The sequence below is a fragment of the Conexibacter sp. CPCC 206217 genome (genome assembly GCF_030646165.1).
Lineage (GTDB): Bacteria > Actinomycetota > Thermoleophilia > Solirubrobacterales > Solirubrobacteraceae > Conexibacter.
Map to the genome: position 1 here is coordinate 591,058 of NZ_JAUTDO010000005.1, position 17,826 is coordinate 608,883.

Annotated in this window: 18 protein-coding genes and 1 pseudogene; 10 read left to right on the top strand and 9 right to left on the bottom strand. The window is 72.4% G+C overall.

The genetic code is table 11. From position 1 onward, the window contains the following. The first annotated feature begins 132 nt into the window (after positions 1–132). A complete protein-coding gene (locus Q7L65_RS16935) occupies positions 133–1,404 on the top strand; it encodes a Fic family protein (RefSeq protein ID WP_304722805.1) in 1,272 nt (423 codons plus the stop codon). Between the two features lie 4 nt (positions 1,405–1,408). Here Q7L65_RS16935 and Q7L65_RS16940 read toward each other — a convergent pair whose 3' ends face one another. Further along, complete coding sequence (locus Q7L65_RS16940) at positions 1,409–3,205, bottom strand: bifunctional diguanylate cyclase/phosphodiesterase (RefSeq protein WP_304722806.1); 1,797 nt, start codon at positions 3,203–3,205, stop codon at positions 1,409–1,411. Positions 3,206–3,376: 171 nt separating this feature from the next. On the opposite strand from Q7L65_RS16940, the gene Q7L65_RS16945 reads away from it, so the two are divergent. Both Q7L65_RS16945 and Q7L65_RS16950 read left to right on the top strand, forming a co-directional pair. Next, positions 3,377–3,982 (top strand): TetR/AcrR family transcriptional regulator, encoded by a 606-nt coding sequence (locus Q7L65_RS16945; protein ID WP_304722808.1) that lies wholly within the window; start codon positions 3,377–3,379, stop codon positions 3,980–3,982. 45 nt (positions 3,983–4,027) lie between these two features. After that, positions 4,028–5,434 (top strand): PLP-dependent aminotransferase family protein, encoded by a 1,407-nt coding sequence (locus tag Q7L65_RS16950; protein WP_304722810.1) that lies wholly within the window; start codon positions 4,028–4,030, stop codon positions 5,432–5,434. A 55-nt stretch (positions 5,435–5,489) separates the two neighbouring features. Here the strand turns inward: Q7L65_RS16950 and Q7L65_RS16955 are convergent, their stop codons facing one another. Beyond that, entirely contained in the window at positions 5,490–6,416 is a 927-nt protein-coding gene (locus tag Q7L65_RS16955; RefSeq protein WP_304722811.1) for a branched-chain amino acid transaminase, read from the bottom strand. A gap of 169 nt (positions 6,417–6,585) precedes the next feature. On the opposite strand from Q7L65_RS16955, the gene Q7L65_RS16960 reads away from it, so the two are divergent. Next, on the top strand, positions 6,586–7,629 hold the full coding sequence (locus tag Q7L65_RS16960) for an LLM class flavin-dependent oxidoreductase (protein ID WP_304722812.1): 1,044 nt from the start codon (positions 6,586–6,588) through the stop codon (positions 7,627–7,629). A gap of 18 nt (positions 7,630–7,647) precedes the next feature. After that, positions 7,648–9,114, top strand: a complete 1,467-nt coding sequence (zwf, locus tag Q7L65_RS16965) for a glucose-6-phosphate dehydrogenase (protein ID WP_304722814.1) — start codon at positions 7,648–7,650, stop codon at positions 9,112–9,114. Between the two features lie 6 nt (positions 9,115–9,120). Here zwf and Q7L65_RS16970 read toward each other — a convergent pair whose 3' ends face one another. After that, positions 9,121–9,570 (bottom strand): hypothetical protein, encoded by a 450-nt coding sequence (locus Q7L65_RS16970; RefSeq protein WP_304722816.1) that lies wholly within the window; start codon positions 9,568–9,570, stop codon positions 9,121–9,123. 310 nt (positions 9,571–9,880) lie between these two features. Here Q7L65_RS16970 and Q7L65_RS16975 point away from each other — a divergent pair, with 310 nt between their 5' ends. Together Q7L65_RS16975 and Q7L65_RS16980 are read left to right on the top strand one after the other, a co-directional pair. Next, positions 9,881–10,477: a histidine phosphatase family protein gene (locus Q7L65_RS16975; RefSeq protein ID WP_304722818.1), complete on the top strand. Its 597-nt coding sequence runs from the start codon at positions 9,881–9,883 to the stop codon at positions 10,475–10,477. Between the two features lie 114 nt (positions 10,478–10,591). Beyond that, positions 10,592–11,596: a hypothetical protein gene (locus tag Q7L65_RS16980; protein ID WP_304722820.1), complete on the top strand. Its 1,005-nt coding sequence runs from the start codon at positions 10,592–10,594 to the stop codon at positions 11,594–11,596. 10 nt (positions 11,597–11,606) lie between these two features. Here the strand turns inward: Q7L65_RS16980 and Q7L65_RS16985 are convergent, their stop codons facing one another. The 3 genes from Q7L65_RS16985 to Q7L65_RS16995 form a co-directional block, all read right to left on the bottom strand. Beyond that, on the bottom strand, positions 11,607–12,287 hold the full coding sequence (locus Q7L65_RS16985) for a hypothetical protein (protein WP_304722822.1): 681 nt from the start codon (positions 12,285–12,287) through the stop codon (positions 11,607–11,609). 116 nt (positions 12,288–12,403) lie between these two features. Then, on the bottom strand, positions 12,404–12,832 hold the full coding sequence (locus Q7L65_RS16990) for a hypothetical protein (protein ID WP_304722824.1): 429 nt from the start codon (positions 12,830–12,832) through the stop codon (positions 12,404–12,406). Positions 12,833–12,891: 59 nt separating this feature from the next. Next, entirely contained in the window at positions 12,892–13,212 is a 321-nt protein-coding gene (locus Q7L65_RS16995) for a multidrug efflux SMR transporter (RefSeq protein ID WP_304722826.1), read from the bottom strand. Positions 13,213–13,340: 128 nt separating this feature from the next. On the opposite strand from Q7L65_RS16995, the gene Q7L65_RS17000 reads away from it, so the two are divergent. Both Q7L65_RS17000 and Q7L65_RS17005 read left to right on the top strand, forming a co-directional pair. Further along, on the top strand, positions 13,341–14,816 hold the full coding sequence (locus Q7L65_RS17000) for an MFS transporter (RefSeq protein ID WP_304722827.1): 1,476 nt from the start codon (positions 13,341–13,343) through the stop codon (positions 14,814–14,816). 3 nt (positions 14,817–14,819) lie between these two features. Beyond that, positions 14,820–15,305, top strand: a complete 486-nt coding sequence (locus Q7L65_RS17005) for a MarR family winged helix-turn-helix transcriptional regulator (RefSeq protein ID WP_304722828.1) — start codon at positions 14,820–14,822, stop codon at positions 15,303–15,305. 4 nt (positions 15,306–15,309) lie between these two features. Here the strand turns inward: Q7L65_RS17005 and Q7L65_RS17010 are convergent, their stop codons facing one another. The 3 genes from Q7L65_RS17010 to Q7L65_RS17020 are packed head-to-tail and all read right to left on the bottom strand — an operon-like array spanning position 15,310 to position 16,997. Next, on the bottom strand, positions 15,310–15,564 hold the full coding sequence (locus Q7L65_RS17010; RefSeq protein ID WP_304722829.1) for a hypothetical protein: 255 nt from the start codon (positions 15,562–15,564) through the stop codon (positions 15,310–15,312). Next, on the bottom strand, positions 15,561–16,490 hold the full coding sequence (locus Q7L65_RS17015) for a universal stress protein (RefSeq protein ID WP_304722830.1): 930 nt from the start codon (positions 16,488–16,490) through the stop codon (positions 15,561–15,563). Before Q7L65_RS17015 ends, Q7L65_RS17010 begins: the two co-directional genes overlap by 4 nt. A 54-nt stretch (positions 16,491–16,544) precedes the next feature. Beyond that, a complete protein-coding gene (locus Q7L65_RS17020) occupies positions 16,545–16,997 on the bottom strand; it encodes a MarR family winged helix-turn-helix transcriptional regulator (protein ID WP_304722831.1) in 453 nt (150 codons plus the stop codon). A 211-nt stretch (positions 16,998–17,208) separates the two neighbouring features. Here Q7L65_RS17020 and Q7L65_RS17025 point away from each other — a divergent pair. Then, a pseudogene (locus Q7L65_RS17025) lies at positions 17,209–17,826 on the top strand (hypothetical protein); the annotation flags it as partial.

The following is a 17,826-nucleotide window of genomic DNA, read 5'->3' on the forward strand; positions in this document are numbered from 1 at the left end:
GCGCCGATCCAAATCTATTCCCAATCTGTCCAAGGATTTGGATACTATTCCAAGAACTTGGAGAAACTTGGAATAGATTTGGAATAGAACGTGTACGTCCAGAAGCCACCGCAGCTCGACATCCTCGCCGCTATGGATGCGACGGAAGACTATGGATGGCCGGAGGAGCCGGCAGGCTATCCGCACTGGGACAAGCTGCGCCACATGCGGGTGCCGGAGGGCTACAGGCACGAACAGTGGTGGACCTTGGTCCGGATCGGGCGTGCTCATCGCCCGTTGCCCCTGCGCGACGTCGACGGGCGTCCGTTCCAGTTCGCGCTGCCGGAAGAGTTGCAACGGCCGCTGCACATCGTCGACCAGCGCTGTGCCGGAGAGATCGCCAGCCAGGAGATCGTCACCGGCGACAAACAGGCGAAGACCAGATACCTCGTCAACGGCCTGATGGAGGAGGCGATCCGCTCGAGCCAGCTCGAAGGGGCGACCACGTCACGGCAGGCCGCCAAGGACATGCTGCGCAGCGGTCGCGCGCCGGTCGATCGCGGCGAGCGGATGATCCTCAACAACTACAGAGCGCTGCTGTTCATGCGCGAGATGAGCGGCGAGCGGCTGACGCCCGCGCTCGTCTGCGAGCTGCAGCGGATCCTCACCGAGGGCACGTTGGAGCGCGCGGACGAGGCCGGACGGATCCAGCGGCCGGGTGAGGAGCGCGTCGCGGTCCATGACCGCAGCAATCCGACCCTCGTGCTGCACACGCCGCCACCGGCGGAGCAACTGGCCGAGCGGTTGGAGGCCCTCTGCGCGTTCGCCAACGACGATGACGCCAGAGAGAGATTTGTCCATCCCGTCCTGCGCGCGATCCTCGTGCACTTCCAGCTTGCGTACGACCACCCGTTCGCGGACGGCAACGGGCGCACCGCCCGCGCGCTCTTCTCGTGGTACATGGCCAAGCACGGCTATTGGCTGATCGAGTATCTGTCGATCTCGCGGATCCTGCGGGAAGCGCCGGGCCAATACGCGCGTTCCTTCCTGCTGACCGAGACCGACGGGGGCGACACAACGTACTTCCTGCTCCACCAGCTGCTGGTGATCGAGCGTGCGATCGACGATCTCTACGTGTACCTGCGCCGCAAGACGGACGAGATCCGCGACGTCGAGCGGTTGATGCAGGGCGACGACGGTCTTAACGGCCGGCAGCTCGCGCTGCTGTCGGCTGCTCTGCGGCAGCCGGGGGAGACCTACACCTTCGGCGGGCATGCGCAGAGCCATCGCGTCACGCACGAGACGGCGCGCACCGATCTGCGTGCGCTGGCCGCGCGCGGTCTGCTGGAGGAGCACCGCCAGGGACGCCGGGCGCTCTTCACGGCCCCCGCCGACCTCGGCGAGCGCCTCAGAGGGCGCGGCTGAGGCGCTACGCCACCCGCCGCAGGCGCGCCTGCGTCGCGGGGGCCGGGGTGCCGCCGCTGCCGAAGGCGGCGTCGAGTGGCAGCGGCATGCCGAAGTGGTGGCCCTGGACGAGGTTGACGCCCAGCTCTCGCAGCAGCGCGTGCGTCTCGGCGTCGCCGACCTGCTCGGCGATCGCGCTGCGGCCGAGGCCGTGGACGACGTTGACGGCGGACTCGATCAGCAGACGGTCGGCCGGGTTGCGGGTGCAGTGCCCGACCAGTTCGCCGTCGAGCTTGAGCGCGTCGAACGGCAGGTGCTTGAGGTAGTAGAGCGAGGCGAGGCCGGCGCCGAAGTCGTCGATCGCGAACTGGCAGCCGAGGCCCTGCACGTGCTGGGCGAACGCGCGCGCGAGCTGCACGTCGGCGACGGCGGCCGTCTCGGGGATCTCGAAGACGAGGTTGCGCGGGTCCGCGCCGGTGCGCTTCAGCTCGCCGGCGATCAGCGCCAGCAGCGTCGCGTCGCTGATCGAGCGGCCGGATATGTTGACCTCCAGGCGCGTCGCCTCGCCGCGCTGCTCCAGCTCCGCCAGCAGCCCGATCGCGCGCCGCACGACCCACTGGTCGATCGCGACGATCAGCCCGTCGCGCTCGGCGATCGAGAGGAACGCGGCCGGCGGGATCAGCGTTCCGTGCGGGCCGGTCATGCGCAGCAGCAGCTCGTGCTGGACCGTCTTGCCGCTCTGCGCGTCGAGCACCGGCTGGGCGACGAGCGCGAAGCGGTCGTTGGCGAGCGCGTCGACGATCCGGTCGCGCCAGGTCGTGCGCGCGCGGGCGCGCGTGGCCGCGTGGACCTCGGCCGTGAAGAAGGCGTAGCCGTCGCCGCCGGCGTCCTTGGCGTCGTACATCGCGAGGTCGGCGTCGACCATCGCGGCCTCGGCGCTGAGCGTCTCGCGCTCGTCGAGCACCGCCGCGCCGACGGAGATCGTGACCGCGCCGGTGCGCTCGTCGTTGGCCGGATCGGCCTGCGCGCGGATCGCCTCCACGAGTCTGCGCGCGACGATCTCGGCCTCTCTGCGGTCGGCCTTCGGCAGCAGCACCGCGAACTCGTCGCCGCCGAGGCGGGCGAGCGTGTCGGTCGTGCGCAGGCGGCGGCGCAGCACGCGCGCGACGCTGTTGATGACACGGTCGCCGGTGGTATGGCCGTAGGCGTCGTTGACCTGCTTGAAGCGGTCGACGTCGAGCACGAGCACGGCGCCCTCGGTGCCGTAGCGCTGCGCCTGCGCGACGTGGCGCTCGAGTTCCTGCTCGAAGCGGCGGCGGTTCAGCAGGCCGGTCAGCGGGTCGTGGTCGGCCATGTGCTGCAGGTGCGCCTCGACGCGCTTGCGCTCGGTTATGTCCAGCACCTGCAGCAGCACGCGGGCGCCGTCGCCGTCGGCGCTGCGCAGCGCGGCGGCGTGGACGGCGGCGGGGATCGACTGACCCGTCGCGTGCAGGCAGCGCAGCTCGGTCTCCAGCCCACGCTGCTCGCCGCTGCGCAACGCGGCGATCGCGTCCGTCAGGCGGCCGGCGTCCTCGGGATGGACGATGTCGGAGAGCGTGCGGCCGAGCAGCTCGCGCGGCGTGAAGCCGACGATCCGCCCGAGCGCGTGGTTGGCCTCGACGATGCGATCCCTCGGCCCCAGCACCGCGTTGCCGATCGGCGCGGTGTCGAAGACCGTCCGGAGATTTGACTCTGCTCGGCGCACCGCGCGCTTGTGGAGCCAACGCGCGGCTACGAGCGCGATGGCTCCCGAGAGGATGAAGACCAGCTCGAGGGAGGACACGCCCTCAAACATCGGTCCAAGTCAGCATCTCTTGACTATTGGATCTGCATTTTCGAAGCAGGAGCATCCAATTCGGCACATTTGCGCTCTGAGCGTTCAAGCAAACGTCCCGAATCGGCATGCCGCTGCCGTGCGGCGGACGCGGGGGCGGATCCGGCTTAGACTCGCGGGATGGAGCCCGTGCCGCTGCCGATCGCCGGGGAGTCCGCCCCGGAGCGAGCGGACGCCGCGCGCAACCGCCGCCGCATCCTCGCCGCGGCCGAGGCGCTGTTCGACGCGCGTGGAGTCGGGAACGTCACGATGGCCGAGATCGCGGCCGCCGCCGGCGTCGGCAAGGCGACCGTCTTCCGCCGCTTCGGCGACAAGGCGACGCTGCTGGACGAACTGCTCGGCGAGCACGAGCGCGACCTGCAGGAGGCGATCCTCGGCGGCCCGCCGCCGCTCGGCCCGGGCGCCCCGCCGGCCCAGCGGTTGCAGGCGTTCCTCGGCGCGCTGGCCGCCTTCTGCGAGCGCCACCGCCACGTCCTGCTCGCGTCGGAGACCTCCAGAGTCGGCGCCCGCTACGCGACCGGCTCCTACGTCTCCTGGCAGCAGCACGTCGCCCTGCTGCTGCGCGAGGCACGCCCGCAGCTTGACGCCGGCATCGTCGCGGACCTGCTGCTGGCCCCGTTCGCCGGCGAGCTGCTCGTCCACCTGCGCGACGGCCGCGGGGTCCCGTTCGAGCGGCTGGAGGCGGGGGCGCAGGTGCTGGCCGCGAGCGTGCTGGCGGGGCCGTGACGGCGGCGCGGCAGGGTCGGTGGGGCGGCGAGCGGGAGCGCACGTGTGCCTGACACCGTCCGCCTGACCGCCCAGCTCGGGTCGTGGCGCGAGCGACCCGGGTCGCTGGCCGAGCGGCTCGCCGCCGCGCTCGGCGCGGTGATCGAGCGCGGTGGGCTCGACGGCGTGCGGCTGCCGGCCGAGCGGCGGCTCGCGGCCGAGCTGGGCGTCAGCCGCACGACGGTGATCGACGCGTACGCGCGGCTGCGCGCGGACGGGCTCGTCGCCTCGCGCGAGCGCTCCGGGACGCGCGTGCGCGCCGTCGGGCGGCGCGGACGCGCGCCCGGGACGCAGCTGCCGCAGCTCGGCCGGCTGCTCGCGCCGGACGCGCAGCACGTCGACCTCGCCGTCGCCGCGCCGCCGCTCGACGAGCTGGTCGCCGGCATCCGCGTCGAGCTGGGCGACGCGGCCGGGCTCGTGCAGCCGCACGGCTACGACCCGCAGGGGATCCCGGCGCTGCGCGAGGCGATCGCAGAGCGGCTGACGCACGACGGCCTCGACGCGCGCGCCGACGAGGTCCTGATCACCTCCGGCGCGCACGAGGCGCTGCAGCTGATCGGCACGCTGTTCGTCGGGCGCGGGCAGCCGGTCGCCGTCGATGCGCCGACGTACCCCGGCGCGCTGGAGCTGTTCGAGCGCGCCGGCGGGCGGCCGGTCGGGGTCGCGCGCGACGCCGCCGGGATGCGGCCCGACGCGCTCGCCGCGCTGTTGGGGCGAGAGGTCGTCGCGCTGCTCTACCTGATGCCCGGCTGCGACAGCCCGGCGGGCGGCTCGATCGCGCTCGGCCGGCGGCCGGCGCTGCTGGAGCTGGCCGAGCGGCACGACCTGCTCGTGGTCGAGGACGCCGCGCTCGACAAGCTGCGCTTCGACGGCCCGCTGCCGTCGCTGCGTTCGCTGGCGCCCGAGCGGGTGCTGCGCGTCGGCTCGCTCGACAAGCTCGCGTGGGCGGGCCTGCGCGTCGGCTGGGTCAGCGGCCCGCGGGCGACGATCGCCCGCCTCGCCGCGCTGAAGGCCGCCCGCGACCTCGGCAGCGGAATCCTCGGCCAGCTCGCCGCCCTACAGCTGCTGCCCGACGTCGACCGCCTGCGAGCGGCGCGGGTGGAGCAGGCGCACGGGCGGATGGAGGTGCTGCGCGGCGAGCTGCGCGCGTCGGTTGCGTCCTGGCGGATCGACGCCCCCGAGGGCGGCTGGTCGCTGTGGGCGCAGCTCCCGCCGGAGGCGGGCGTCGACGGCGAGGCGCTGACGGCCGCGGCCGCGCGGCACGGTGTGGACGTGGCGGCGGGCGGTGCGCACTACGCGCGGGACGGCAGATCCCCGCCCCCCGCCATCCGCATCGCCTACGCCGCCCCGCCGCCCACCCTCCGCGAGGGCGCCGCGCGCCTGGCGACCGCCTGGGCCGAGCTGACCGACTGAGGAGCGGTCGTTTGCCGGTCGTATGGACCAGCAGACGACCGCTCCTCGGTCCCGCTCACGCGCTCAGGAGATCCAGCCAATGCGCGAAGCGCGGATCCCTTCCGTGGACCGCGGTGTCGTAGGCGGACTGGATCGTCTCGGTGACCGGGCCGCGCGCGCCGGCGCCGATCGGGCGGCCGTCGACCTCTCGGACGGGGGTGATCTCGGCTGCGGTGCCGGTCAGGAACAGCTCGTCGGCGAGGTACAGCTCGCCGCGCGTCAGCGGGCGCTCGGCAAACGGGATCGCAAGGACCTCGGCCAGCTCCCGCACCGCCCCGCGCGTGATCCCGCCGAGCGCTCCGCTGGACAGCGGCGGCGTCAGCAGGACGCCGTCCTTGACGAGGAACAGGTTCTCGCCCGAGCCCTCTGCCAGCAGGCCGTTCTCGTCGAGCATGATCGCCTCGTCGAAGCCCAGCTCCTCCGCCTCCACGCGCGCGAGCACCGAGTTGAGGTAGTGGGCGGTCGCCTTCGCGGCGGGCAGGTGGGAGCCGTGGCCGAGCCGGCGCCAGGAGGAGACCTTCGCGCGGATCCCCTGCGTCATCGCCTGCTCGCCGAGGTACGCGCCCCAGCCCCAGGTCGCGATCGCGACCTCGACCGGCGCGCCTCTCGGCGAGACGCCCATCGCTTGCGGCCCGGCGCCGCGGTAGGCGATCGTGCGCACGTACCCGGACGGCAACCCGCTCGTGAGCACCAGCTCGCGCGTCGCCGCGGTCAGCTCGTCGAGCGAATAGGGCAGCTCCATCCCGTACAGCGAGGCCGAGTCGCGCAGCCGCCGGTGGTGCGCGCGATGGTGGACGATCGCCGGCCCGGCATCCGTCGCGTACGTGCGCATGCTGTCGAATACCCCGGTCCCGTAGTGGAGTCCATGGGTCAGCACGTGCACGTTCGCCTCGGCCCAGGGCACGAAGCGACCGCTCATCCAGATCTGCTCGGTCGGTTGCATGCACGCACGCTACGCCCGTCCGGCGCGGGCGCAAACGGTCCAACGAGGTGGTCTTGGACTGTCGCGAGCGGTCGCCCGCCGGCTGCGCACGAGCGCGAGCCGGGCGCGGTCGTGAAGAAGTTGTCCCTGCGTTGAAGGAAAAATCCATGCACGTGCAACAATCAGACGCATGCGAATCAGCGTCCTGGATCAGTCCCCCATCGTCGAAGGGTCGACCGGTCAGCAGGCGCTCGCGAACACGCTCGACCTCGCGCGCCTGACCGATCGCCTCGGCTTTCACCGCTACTGGGTCGCCGAGCATCACGGCGGCCCGATGCTCGCCAGCCCCAGCCCGGAGGTCCTGATCGGGCCGATCGCGGCCGCGACGCACCAGATCCGCGTCGGCAGCGGCGGCGTGATGCTGCCGCACTACAGCCCGCTGAAGGTGGCGGAGAACTTCTCGATGCTGGCCGGCATGAACCCCGGCCGGGTCGATCTCGGGATCGGTCGCGCGCCCGGTTCGGACGGCCACACGATGTTGGCACTGCAGCGCGACCGCCGCACGCCCGCGCCCGACGACTTCCCCAACCAGCTCGCCGAGCTGCTCGGCTACTTCGAGGACGCGCTCCCCCACGGCCACCCGTTCGCGCGCTACGCGAAGTGGCTGCCGGGGCGCCCGCAGCGCCCCGACGTGTGGCTGCTCGGCTCCTCCGAGCAGAGCGCGCTGTGGGCGGCGGAGCTGGGCGTGCCGTATTCCTTCGCCGACTTCATCAACCCCCGCGGCGCGGGCATCGCGCAGATCTACCGCGAGCGCTTCGAGCCGTCGCACCGGCGCGAGCAGCCGGAGGTCAGCATCGGGGTCTGGGCGCTCGCCGCCGACACCGACGAGGAGGCGCAGCTGCTCAGCACCAGCGCACGCATGGCGATGACGATGCTGCGCCAGGGCCGCCTGATCGAGGTCCCGACGGTCGAGCGCGCCGTCCGCTTCCTGGAGTCGCAGAACAGCGAGATCCCCGGCGGCCAGCGTGGCCGCCGCACGATCGTCGGCACGCCGCAGAGAGTGCGCGACGGGATCGAGGCCGCCGCCGTCGAGTACGGCGCCGACGAGGTGCTCGTCGTCACGATCGTGCACGACCACGCGGCGCGCCGCCGCTCCTATGAGTTGATCGCCGAGCAGTTCGACCTGACACCCGCCACCGCTCAGCCCCGGCCGCAGGTTGCCGCACCGAGCTGAGAGGGGAGAATCCCGCCCATGAGCACGACAGTCGCCCCCGCACCCGCAGCGCGCAAGACGCCGCCGCCGCAGGATCACGTGATCGTCATCTTCGGGGCGACCGGCGATCTCGCCAAGCGCAAGCTGTTCCCCGGCCTGTTCCATCTGTTCGCCGCGGGACTGATGCCGGAGGACTTCCGCATCATCGGCTCCGGCCGCCATGCGCCCGGCAGCGACGACGACTTCCGCGAGCTGGTCCACGACGCGCTGACCGAGTTCGGCCGTCGCGAGGTCAGAGACGACACGTGGGAGGAGTTCTCCAAGAGGCTCTCGTTCACCGCCTCCTCGGCCAACGACGGCGCAGAGCTGGCCGACGCGGTCCGCCGCGCCGAGGATTCGATCGGGCACACCGCGCGCCGGCTGCTGTACCTGTCGGTGCCGCCGTCGGCGATGCAGTCGATGGTGCGGATGCTCGGCACGACCGGCCTCGTCGCCGGCGCGCGGCTGATCATGGAGAAGCCGTTCGGGACCGACCTCGCCTCCGCGCGCGAGCTGAACTCGGTCCTCAGCGAGGTCGTCGACGAGGATCAGATCTTCCGCATCGACCACTTCCTCGGCAAGGAGGCGGCGCAGAACATCCTCGCGTTCCGCTTCGCCAACGGCCTGTTCGAGCCGGCCTGGAACCGCAACCACATCTCGCACGTGCAGATCGACGTGCCCGAGACGCTGACGGTCGAGGGGCGCGCGAACTTCTACGAGGGCACCGGCGCCTTCCGCGACATGGTCGTCACGCACCTGTTCCAGCTGCTCGGCTTCGTCGCCCTGGAGCCGCCTGTGAGACTGACGCCGAAGGCGCTGCACGACGAGAAGGCGAAGGTCTTCGACGCGATGCGCCCGCTGCGCCGCGACAAGGTCGCCTTCGGCCAGTACGACGGCTACCGCGACGAGGACGGCGTCGATCCGCGGTCGCGCGTGGAGACGTTCGCCGCGATCGAGGTCAAGCTCGACACGTGGCGCTGGGAGGGCGTGCCGTTCCTGCTGCGCACCGGCAAGGCGATGGCCGAGGGGCGCCGCTCGATCACGATCGGCTTCAAGGAGCCGCCGCTGCGGATGTTCGCCGACGAGGGCGACTTCGCCCGCTGCCAGCGTCCCAACGAGCTGGTCTTCGACCTCGCCGACACGCCGCAGATAACGGTCGACGTGCGCGCGAAGGTGCCGGGGCCGGCGATGGAGCTGGGCGCCGCGCCGCTGAGGTTGAACTTCGCGGACGCGTTCGGCGACAGCAACGGCCTGGAGGCGTACGAGCGGCTCGTGCTCGACGTGATGCGCGGCGACCACACGCTCTTCACCCGCTCCGACGAGATCGAGCGGCTGTGGGAGGTCAGCGACCCGCTGCTGCAGAACCCGCCCGAGATCCAGAAGTACCCGCGCGGCTCGTGGGGTCCCGACGCCGCGCTCGAGCTGGCCGGCAGACGCGGCTGGCGCCTGCCGGAGCGCAGCAAGTAGGCGGGGTCAGGCCGCGCGGCGCGCGCGGGTGCTGCGGCTGCGGCTGCTGCGCGGGCGGACGGCCGCCGGGCGACGCTGGGCGAGCGCTTCGTGCGCGTGTTGCGCGATCAGGCCGGTCGCCTTGATCGCGCGCTCGCGCGTGCGGCCGGCGCCGCGGCCGGCGGTGTCGTCGGCGTCGATCGCGAGCGGCGTCTGGGCGGCGAGCGCGCGGACGGCCGCCTCGAAGTCGTCGTGCGGCGCGGGCGCCAGCTGCGCTCCGCCGCGCGCGAGCTCGCTCAGCAGCAGCGGCCGCTCGAGGTCGAGCAGGTCGGCGTAGTGCTCGATCCCGGCGATCGGCTTGCCCGCGACGTCGTCGAAGACGCAGCGACCGTCCTGGACCAGCTGCCAGATCGTGGCGAGCAGGTCGGTTGCGGACTGCGCTTGCGGGCGGATCGACGTCGTCGTCTGGGTGGGCATGGCCGGTGGTCCTCCGTGTTACGTGACGGTGAACCTAATCATCTCAAACCCGACCAGGAATATCCAGTATTGGTTCGCGGACCTGTCGCGTGTGGGCGCGCGCGGGGTGGGTAGGCAGTCCCGCAAGGCGGTCGCATTAAGGGGCGACTCGCTCGGGCCGCGACGCGTTCCCTCGGCGCGTCGCGGCCGATCCTTGCGCTCGCGCAACATGGCGCTCGGCACGCACGCGGGGCGGCACCGCTCCCTTGCCCACGGGAGGCCAGCCCGTCCGCTCGGTCACGATCGCGCACACGAAGGTAGCCTGAGGCGCGTGATCTACCTCGCACGGCATGGCCGCACGCCCTATAACCACGAGGGGCGCTTCCAGGGACTCGGCGACGTCCCACTCGACGAGACCGGACTGCGCCAGGCGCAGGAACTGGCCGAGCACGCGGCCGGGCGCGGCCTCGTCGCGCTGTGGGCGAGCCCGCTGAGACGGGCGCGCCAGACGGCCGAGGCGGTCGCCGCCGCGACCGGCCTCGAGATCCGCTTCGACGATCGGCTGGTCGAGACCGACACCGGCGACTGGACCGACCGCAGCTTCGAGGAGGTGCGCGCCGAGGACCCGGAGGCGTTCGACGCGTGGCTGAACGGCGACCCGGCGTTCGCGTTCCCGGGCGGCGAGTCGTTTCAGCAGCAGGGCGACCGCGTGATGGCGGCGATCGCGGAGATCGAGCAGGGCCCGCAGCCGGCGTTGGTCGTCTGCCACGGCCTGACCGCCCGCCTCGCGCTCGCGCGCCGTCGCGGCGAACCGGGCCCCGACCCCAACCCGCTCCCCAACGGCGCGCTCGTCCCGCTCGACGGCGACCCCTCCGACGCGACCCAGGTCGAAGCCCCGCCGAGCGCGACCGACACGCGCGCCTCGTAGCGCGCGACGACGAGGACCGAAGGATTGCTGCTGCTCTATGACAGCAATCCTTCGCTCCTCCCGCCAAACGCGGCAGGATCGGCGCGCATACGCTCGAATTGACTGAGCGCACCCATGGCCAGCTCGCTCGAGCAGCTCCAGCAGGAGACCGGCGCCGACGTCGCTGCGCTGCTGCGCGCCCGCGAACGGACGACCGAGCGGTTGAAGAAGCGGCAGGAGCTGCTGTCGGCGCTCGACGTCGACGACGACGCGACCGTCGTGCTGATGGGCTCGTGGGGGCGCCACGAGCTGACGCCCAGCTCCGACGACGACTACATGGTGCTCGTGCGGGGGAAGAGAGCGGGCGCGCCGCCGCGCCCGACGCCCGCGCAGGTCGGCCGCGCGTTCGCCGCCGACCCGGCCGGCTCCAGCAGGCCGGGGCGCGAGGGGATCTTCGCGCAGGTCGTCCACTCCGCCGACCTGGTCCAGAGAATCGGCCTCGACGACGACTCCAACACGAACCTGACGCGGCGGATGCTGTTGATGCTGGAGTCGGTCGCGGCCTGCAACCCGGACGTGCTGGCGGGCACGCGCCGCGACGTGATCGACGACTACCTGAGCGACTCCGTCAAGGACTTCCGCCCGCCGCGCTTCCTGCTCAACGACCTCGTCCGCTACTGGCGCACGATCGGCGTCGACTTCGTCGCGAAGGACCGCAAGCGCGCCGGCGAGGGCTGGGGGCTGCGCAACGCGAAGCTGCGCACGTCGCGCAAGCTGCTGTTCGCGAGCGGGCTGCTGCCGGTGCTGCGCTGCCACGAGCTGACGGCCGCGCAGATCCCCGCCTTCCTCGCCGCGCAGCTCGCGTTGCCGCCGACCGACCGCGTCGCCGGCGCCTTCCTGCACTACGGCGCGCTGGTGCAGGGCGCGTCCGTCTTCAACGCCTACGACCGCTTCCTGCAGCTGATCGGCGACGAAGCGGTGCGTGCCGAGCTGCACGCGATCGACGGCCGCGCCGCCGCCGAAGCGTCAGCCCGCTTCGCCGAGGTGACCCAGCTCGGCCGCGCGATCGACCGCGGCTTGGTCAGCCTGCTGTTCGGCGACGGGCTGCGAGACGTGACGCAGAACTACGCGGTGTTCTGAGGCGCCTGCCTCAGCGGGGCGGAAGCGGTGCTTCCAATACCCAGGGCACGCCGCTGCACCGGGTGAGCACCGGCATGAACGCCTCGGCGTCCTCGACCCGCAGCGGGACGTGGGCGCCGCTCGGCTCGATCGAGCTGAGGTGGACCTCGACGAGGCGATCGGCGAAGGCGTCGAGCAACTCGTGCGCGAGGCCCATCGTCGGGTCGTGCAGCTGGGCGTGCGCGATGTCGAAGCAGAAGCGCGCGGCGGGCAGCGCCTCGAAGTAGCCGGCCAGCTCGGAGGCGGTGCGCGCGTCCGGCTTGCGCGTGTCCATGTTCTCCAGTCGCAGCCGGCTGCCGAGCGCGGCGAACGCGTGCGCGTCGCCGAGCGTCTCGGGATGCATCACGATGCCCTCGACCGACTGCGGCAGCTCCGCAAGCGCGTCCGCGAGCGCCTGCGGCGAGCCGTGCCAGCCCTTGGAGGGGCCGTGCACCGAGACGTGGCGGAACGGCAGTTGCGGGATGTCCTCGACGAACGAGACGAGGCCGGGCAGCTCGCGAGCGCTCAACGCGGACAGCTCGACGACGTCGTCGGAAAGGACCTCTGCCGCGGCCGCAAGCCGCGGCCAGTCGCCGCGCGCACCGACCATGTAGCCGGTCGAGACGCCGATCAGCCCTGGGTTGCAGGCGAGCAGCTCTTCGATCTCGCTCACGGTGGGAATCATCTCGGCGGGCGCCAACATCGGACGGCAAACCTAGCGAGCGGGTCGGACGCAACCGCCCCCGCCGAGGCCGCTTCCCCGCTCCTTGCGGGGTTTCGTGCGAGGTCCTAAACGCCGCTCCCGGGCGGGCAGGCGTTCTTTGCCGGCTTGACGTTCAGCAGGTCCGCGATCACGGCCGTGGGCGCGATCCCGCAGCCGACGTCGGCCGAGCCGAAGTCGACCACGACCCAGCTCTTCGTGCCGGCCGGCTGGACCGCGATCACGTAGCCGCCCTGCAGGCTTCTGGCGTATCTCGGCTTCGGCACGACGTTGGCCGTCGCCCACGCCTTGCTGACGGTCGAGACCTTCGCCCCCGTGACGCGGAATCTCGCCGCGAAGTCCGGGTCGCCGCCGCCCAGCGGCGACTGGAAGACCGCCTTGGAGAGCGCGGCGGTCTCGGATCTGGTCGCCTTGCGCGCGGCGCTGGCGGGCAGCGCGGTCAGCAGGCAGGCGAGCAGTGCGATCGCCGCGGCGATCGTCCAGCGGGAGCGGAACATGGGACCTCCAAGGTCGTCGGGTTGCCGGACTCTAGATGCCGGTGAGGTCGATGGGCCGGCTAATGGCCGGATGTGACCTTCAGCCCGACGACCGAGGCGAGCAGCAGCACGAGGAAGAAGATCCGCGCGGCGCTGTGCGGCTCGTCGAACAGCACGATCCCGAGCACGGCCGCGCCCGCGGCGCCGATCCCGACCCAGACGCCGTAGGCGGTCCCGATCGGCAGCGTCTTGGTCGCCTGCGACAGCAGCAGCAGCGACCCGACCATCGCCGCGACGGTCGGGACCGTCGGCAGCAGCTTCGTGAAGCCGTCCGTGTACTTGAGCCCGATCGCCCAGGTGATCTCCAGCAGCGCCGCGACGAAGAGGGTGAGCCAGGCCATGGTTGGAATGCCTCCGTTGAAAGTGAGACCACGGTCGCACTTCAATCTAGCACGAATGGTCGTTAGCGTGCTAATACTTAGGTACCTACGGTTTCCCCGATCTCGACCACGCCCCCGGAGCAACGCCCGTGCCACCCGCAGACGCAGCCCGCCGCAACCCCACCACCACGCTCGCCGTGCTGTCGCTCGGCGTGCTCGCGTGCGCGCTGTCGCAGACGATGGTCGCGCCGGCGATGCCCGAGATCCAGGACGCGCTCGGGATCAGCACCTCCGCCGTCGCGTGGACGCTGACCGCCTACCTCGTCGCCGCGTCGGTGATGACGGCGCTGATCGGCCGGCTCGGCGACATGTTCGGCAAGAAGCGCGTGCTCGTGATGACGCTGATCGCGTTCGGGGTCGGCTCGGCGATCTGCGCCGTCGCGCCCTCGATCGGCGTACTGGTGTTCGGTCGCGTCGTGCAGGGCGCCGCGGGCGGGCTGTTCCCGCTCGCGTTCGGGATCGTGCGCGACGAGTTCCCGCGCGAGAAGGTCGCCAGCGGCATCGGCCTGATCAGCTCGATCCTCGGCGTCGGCGCCGGCCTCGGCCTGATCATCGGCGGCCTGCTGGTCGACAACGCCAGCTGGCACTGGATCTTCTGGCTCGCGCTCGCGCTGACGGTCGTCGCCGTGGTCGCGACCGAGCTGATCGTGCCGGAGTCGCCCGTGCGCGCGCCCGGCAGAGTCGACTGGACGGGCGCCGGGCTGCTGTCGATCGGCCTCGCCGCGCCGCTGATCGGCGTCAGCCAGGGCGGCGCATGGGGGTGGGGCGACCCGAGAACGCTCGGCCTGATCGCCGTCGGCCTCGTCGTGCTGGTCCTGTTCGGCCGCTTCGAGCTGCGCCAGAAGGAGCCGCTCGTCAACATCCGCACGTTCGCGCTGCGGCCGGTGCTGCTGACCAACATCGCGACCGTCTTCGTCGGCTTCGCGATGTTCGCCGGCTTCGTGCTGATGCCGCAGTTGGCGCAGCTGCCGAAGTCGACCGGCTTCGGGCTCGGCACGAGCGCGACGGTCGCCGGCCTGCTGCTGCTGCCGACGACGCTGATGATGCTCGTCGGGGCGCCGCTGTCGGGCCGCTTCAGCACGCGCAACGGCTCGAAGGGCCCGCTGATCGCCGGCTCGCTCGTCACCAGCGCGGCGCTGCTGCTGTACGCCGTCATGCACGACAGCGTGCCGCTGCTGCTGCTGTGGGGCGCGCTGCAGGGACTCGGGATCGGCGCCGCCTTCGCCGCGCTGCCGAACCTGATCATCGAGTCGGTGCCGCAACACCAGACCGGCGAGGCGACCGCGGTCAACACGCTGCTGCGCAACGTCGGCGCGTCGATCGGCTCGCAGGTCGCCGGCACCGTGCTGGCCAGCCACGTGCTCGCCTCGACCGGTGAGACGAGCGACTCCGGCTTCACGCTGGCGTTCGCGCTCGCCAGCGCGATGAGCCTGCTGGCGGCGCTGATCGCGCTCGGGATCCCACGCGCGCGGCGCGCGGTCGCAACCCAGCAGGCGAACGCGCCCGCCACCGCCGAACCGGCCCGGGAGCAGACGGCGCTCGCCGGCGCCGGGATGGAGGGCTGAACGGTGTCGCTCGCGGTCGGGCCCAAGCGATCCCGCGCCGCGTCCGCCGCCGACGACGCCGGCCACCAGCAGTTCATCGAGGCGTGGCGGACCTTCTCGCGCGCGTCGGAGCGAGCCAAGTCACGTCGCAGAGCCAACGACGGCGACGGTGCGCTGTCGCTGCCGCAGACGCTGCTGCTGAGCGGGCTGCTGCACGAGCCCGAACTGCCCGTCGGCGTGCTCGCCGACCTCGCGATGGTCGCCAAGCCGACCGCGACGCGGATGCTCGACGCGCTCGAGCGCGAGGGCTACGTCGAGCGTCGCAAGTGCCTGACGGACCGCCGCGCGGTGCTGATCTCGCTGACCGAGGAGGGCCGCCGCGTGCTCGACGAGACGTGGTCGCACCTGCACGCCGGCCTCGTCAGAGCGAGCGAGGCGCTGAGCGACCGCGAGCGGCGCGAGGCGACCGCCCTGCTGCAGCGCCTCGCGCAGGTGATGGACGAGATCTGAGGCGCTATCTCGGCCGCTCGTCCGGCCAGTGGCCGTGCTCGTCGAAGTAGCGCCGCTGCGCGGCCTCGCGGTCGCGGTCCCTGTCGCCGGAGATGCCCATCCGGTAGAGGATGTTCAGCAGCAGCACCGACAGGCCCGCGCCTATCAGCGCGGCGGCACCCTCCCAGTTCGAACTGGGATCGATCACGATGAAGATCAGGCCGACGAGCACGATCGCCGCTGGCAGCGCGTAGCGGATCGCGACGACGGCGTGTCTCATCTCTTGGAGCCTTCTCCGCTCGGGCGCGGCACGATGACGACGGGGCAGGCGGCCTCGCGCAGCAGCGTCGTCGAGACGGAGCCCATCAGCACGCGCCGGAACGGGCCCTTCGCGCCCGAGCCGGTGAACAGCACGTCGTCGTGCTCGGAGTCCTCCAGCAGCACGATCGCCGGGTCGCCGTCGAGCACGGCGGCGTCGACGGTGAGGCCCTCGAGCCCGGCGAGCGCCTTGTCGAGTCTCTCCTGCGCGGTCTCGCGCGCGAGGTTGGCGATCTCGGCGTAGGCGGTCGGGTCCAGCGGCGGGTAGGCGCCGACGGCGCTGTTGACCGCCGTCACGACGCGCAGCCTGCCGCCGCCGGCGCGGCGCGCGAAGTCGGCCGCCGCGTCGAGCGCGCGGGCCGACTCGGGCGAGTCGTCGAACGCGACCGCGACCGTCAGCGGCGTGCCACCCGCGCCGCCGAGCGTGCCGTCGACGGCGTGGTCCTGGTTCGCCTCCGCGTAGCCGAGCGGCGCGACCGCGACGGGGCACGGCGAGCCGTCCAGCACCCGCTCCGGCGTCGAGCCGGTCAGCAGCCGCACGGCCGCGCCGTGGTGGGTCGCGCCGACGACGATCAGCGTCGCCTCGCGCTGCTCCGCGAAGTCGTGCAGCACCTGCGACGGCTTCGCGCCGGCGAGCGCGTGGAACTCGACCGCGACGCCACCGCCGTCGCCGACGACCGCGCGCGCCTGCTCGATCGCTCTCTCGGCGTCGTGACGGGCGGACGTGCCGAGGTCGGCGAGCGCGCCGCCGTGCCCGAGCGGATCCTCCGGATATGCGCATACGACGAGCAGCGTCGCCGACGTGGTGCGGGCGAGCAGGAGCCCGAGCGCGAGCGCGTCGGAGGCGTGGTCGCGGCCGTCGTAGCCGGCGATGATCGTGCTGGGCATTCGGAGGAGTCCTCGGTCGGGGGAACTGCCGTCAACGATACGCGCGCATGCGCCTCAGAGGTCGTCGTAGAGACTGCTGAGGCGCTCCAGCACGGCCGCGCCGGCGAGCAGCTCGTCGCGATCGAGCAGCGCGAACGTCTCGCGCCACTTCTGCGCGTGCAGCTCGTCCTTGGCGGCGAGGCGGCGGCGGCCCTCCGCGGTGAGGCGGTTGGTGACGACGCGGCGGTCGCGCTCGGAGCGCGTGCGCTCGACGATCCCGCATGCCGCGAGCTGGTCGAGCATCTGCGTCACGGTCGGCGGCGACAGCTCCGCCGCGGCCGCCAGCTGGCTGGCCGGCAGCTCGCCGCCGGGCGCTCTCGCCAGCTCGCGCAGGAGCCGGTACTGGGGGAAGCTGAGCCCGTCCCTGCGCTGCCCCGCGTCACGGCCGCGCAGGCGCCGTTGCGCCGCCAGCAGCTCCGACAGCTGGTCTCTCAGCGCTTCGAGCGCCCCCTCGCGGTCATCGGTCATCGTGCTGGATGGTAGGCCCCGTTCGTCACGGAACTCTGCAGTTTCTGCTCCAAAAGCGATGCGACTGCGACGCGAGCCGGTCTGACTGCAGCGATCGACCCCGGTTTCCGACAGTCTGTACGACACTCTGTAAGCAGGAACGTCGAGGCCGATCCCGTACTGGTGATCGACATCCGGGAGTCGGCCGGGGCGGCCTCTCCACCTTTTTTCCGTGCGCGCGCTCGTCGTCCATCGAGACCCGACCGCCGCCTCAGAGCTCGCCGACGCCCTCCAGGGGACGAGCGGGCCGATCGAGGCGGTGGTTCTGCACGACCCGACCGAGCTGGCCGCGGCGCTGCGCGAAGGCGGCTTCGATGCCGTCGTCTACGGCGACGCGGAGCGTGACGGCATCGAGGCGGCGCTCGCCGCCGCGCGCGACGCCGACGTCGCGCTGGTGCTGACCGCGCCCGACGCCCACCGTCCCGCCGACGGGCGCGTCGCGCACGAGCCCGACCCGCGCCGCCTCGCCGAGACGGTCGCGCGCGAGCACCACGGCGCGCAGGACCGCCGCGCCGCCCGCCGCGCCCGTCGCCTGCTCGACGGCCAGCGCACGCTGACCGATCGGCTCGCCGCCGAGCCCTCGCCCGAGCAACTGCTCGGCGACGCGCTCGAGCTCGTCGCGCAGATCTTCGACGCCGTCGGCGGCGTCGCGTGGGAGACGACGATCGGCGACGAGTTGCGCGCGCGCCGCACGTGGGGGAAGGCGCTGGCGCCGAATGGGACCGCGGCCGCGCCCACGGCGCCCGCGGACGCCGCGCCCGCCGGCGCGGCACCCGCGCCCGGCGCCGCG

Coding starts and splice junctions, on each gene's coding strand:
- Q7L65_RS16995 (WP_304722826.1), bottom strand. CDS start 13,212: ATGGCCTGGCTCACCCTCTTCGTCGCGGCGCTGCTGGAGATCACCTGG.
- Q7L65_RS16970 (WP_304722816.1), bottom strand. CDS start 9,570: ATGCCCACCCAGACGACGACGTCGATCCGCCCGCAAGCGCAGTCCGCA.
- Q7L65_RS16955 (WP_304722811.1), bottom strand. CDS start 6,416: ATGCAACCGACCGAGCAGATCTGGATGAGCGGTCGCTTCGTGCCCTGG.
- Q7L65_RS16990 (WP_304722824.1), bottom strand. CDS start 12,832: ATGTTCCGCTCCCGCTGGACGATCGCCGCGGCGATCGCACTGCTCGCC.
- Q7L65_RS17020 (WP_304722831.1), bottom strand. CDS start 16,997: ATGACCGATGACCGCGAGGGGGCGCTCGAAGCGCTGAGAGACCAGCTG.
- Q7L65_RS16945 (WP_304722808.1), top strand. CDS start 3,377: ATGGAGCCCGTGCCGCTGCCGATCGCCGGGGAGTCCGCCCCGGAGCGA.
- Q7L65_RS16980 (WP_304722820.1), top strand. CDS start 10,592: ATGGCCAGCTCGCTCGAGCAGCTCCAGCAGGAGACCGGCGCCGACGTC.
- Q7L65_RS16935 (WP_304722805.1), top strand. CDS start 133: ATGGATGCGACGGAAGACTATGGATGGCCGGAGGAGCCGGCAGGCTAT.
- Q7L65_RS17010 (WP_304722829.1), bottom strand. CDS start 15,564: ATGAGACACGCCGTCGTCGCGATCCGCTACGCGCTGCCAGCGGCGATC.
- zwf (WP_304722814.1), top strand. CDS start 7,648: ATGAGCACGACAGTCGCCCCCGCACCCGCAGCGCGCAAGACGCCGCCG.
- Q7L65_RS17015 (WP_304722830.1), bottom strand. CDS start 16,490: ATGCCCAGCACGATCATCGCCGGCTACGACGGCCGCGACCACGCCTCC.
- Q7L65_RS16960 (WP_304722812.1), top strand. CDS start 6,586: ATGCGAATCAGCGTCCTGGATCAGTCCCCCATCGTCGAAGGGTCGACC.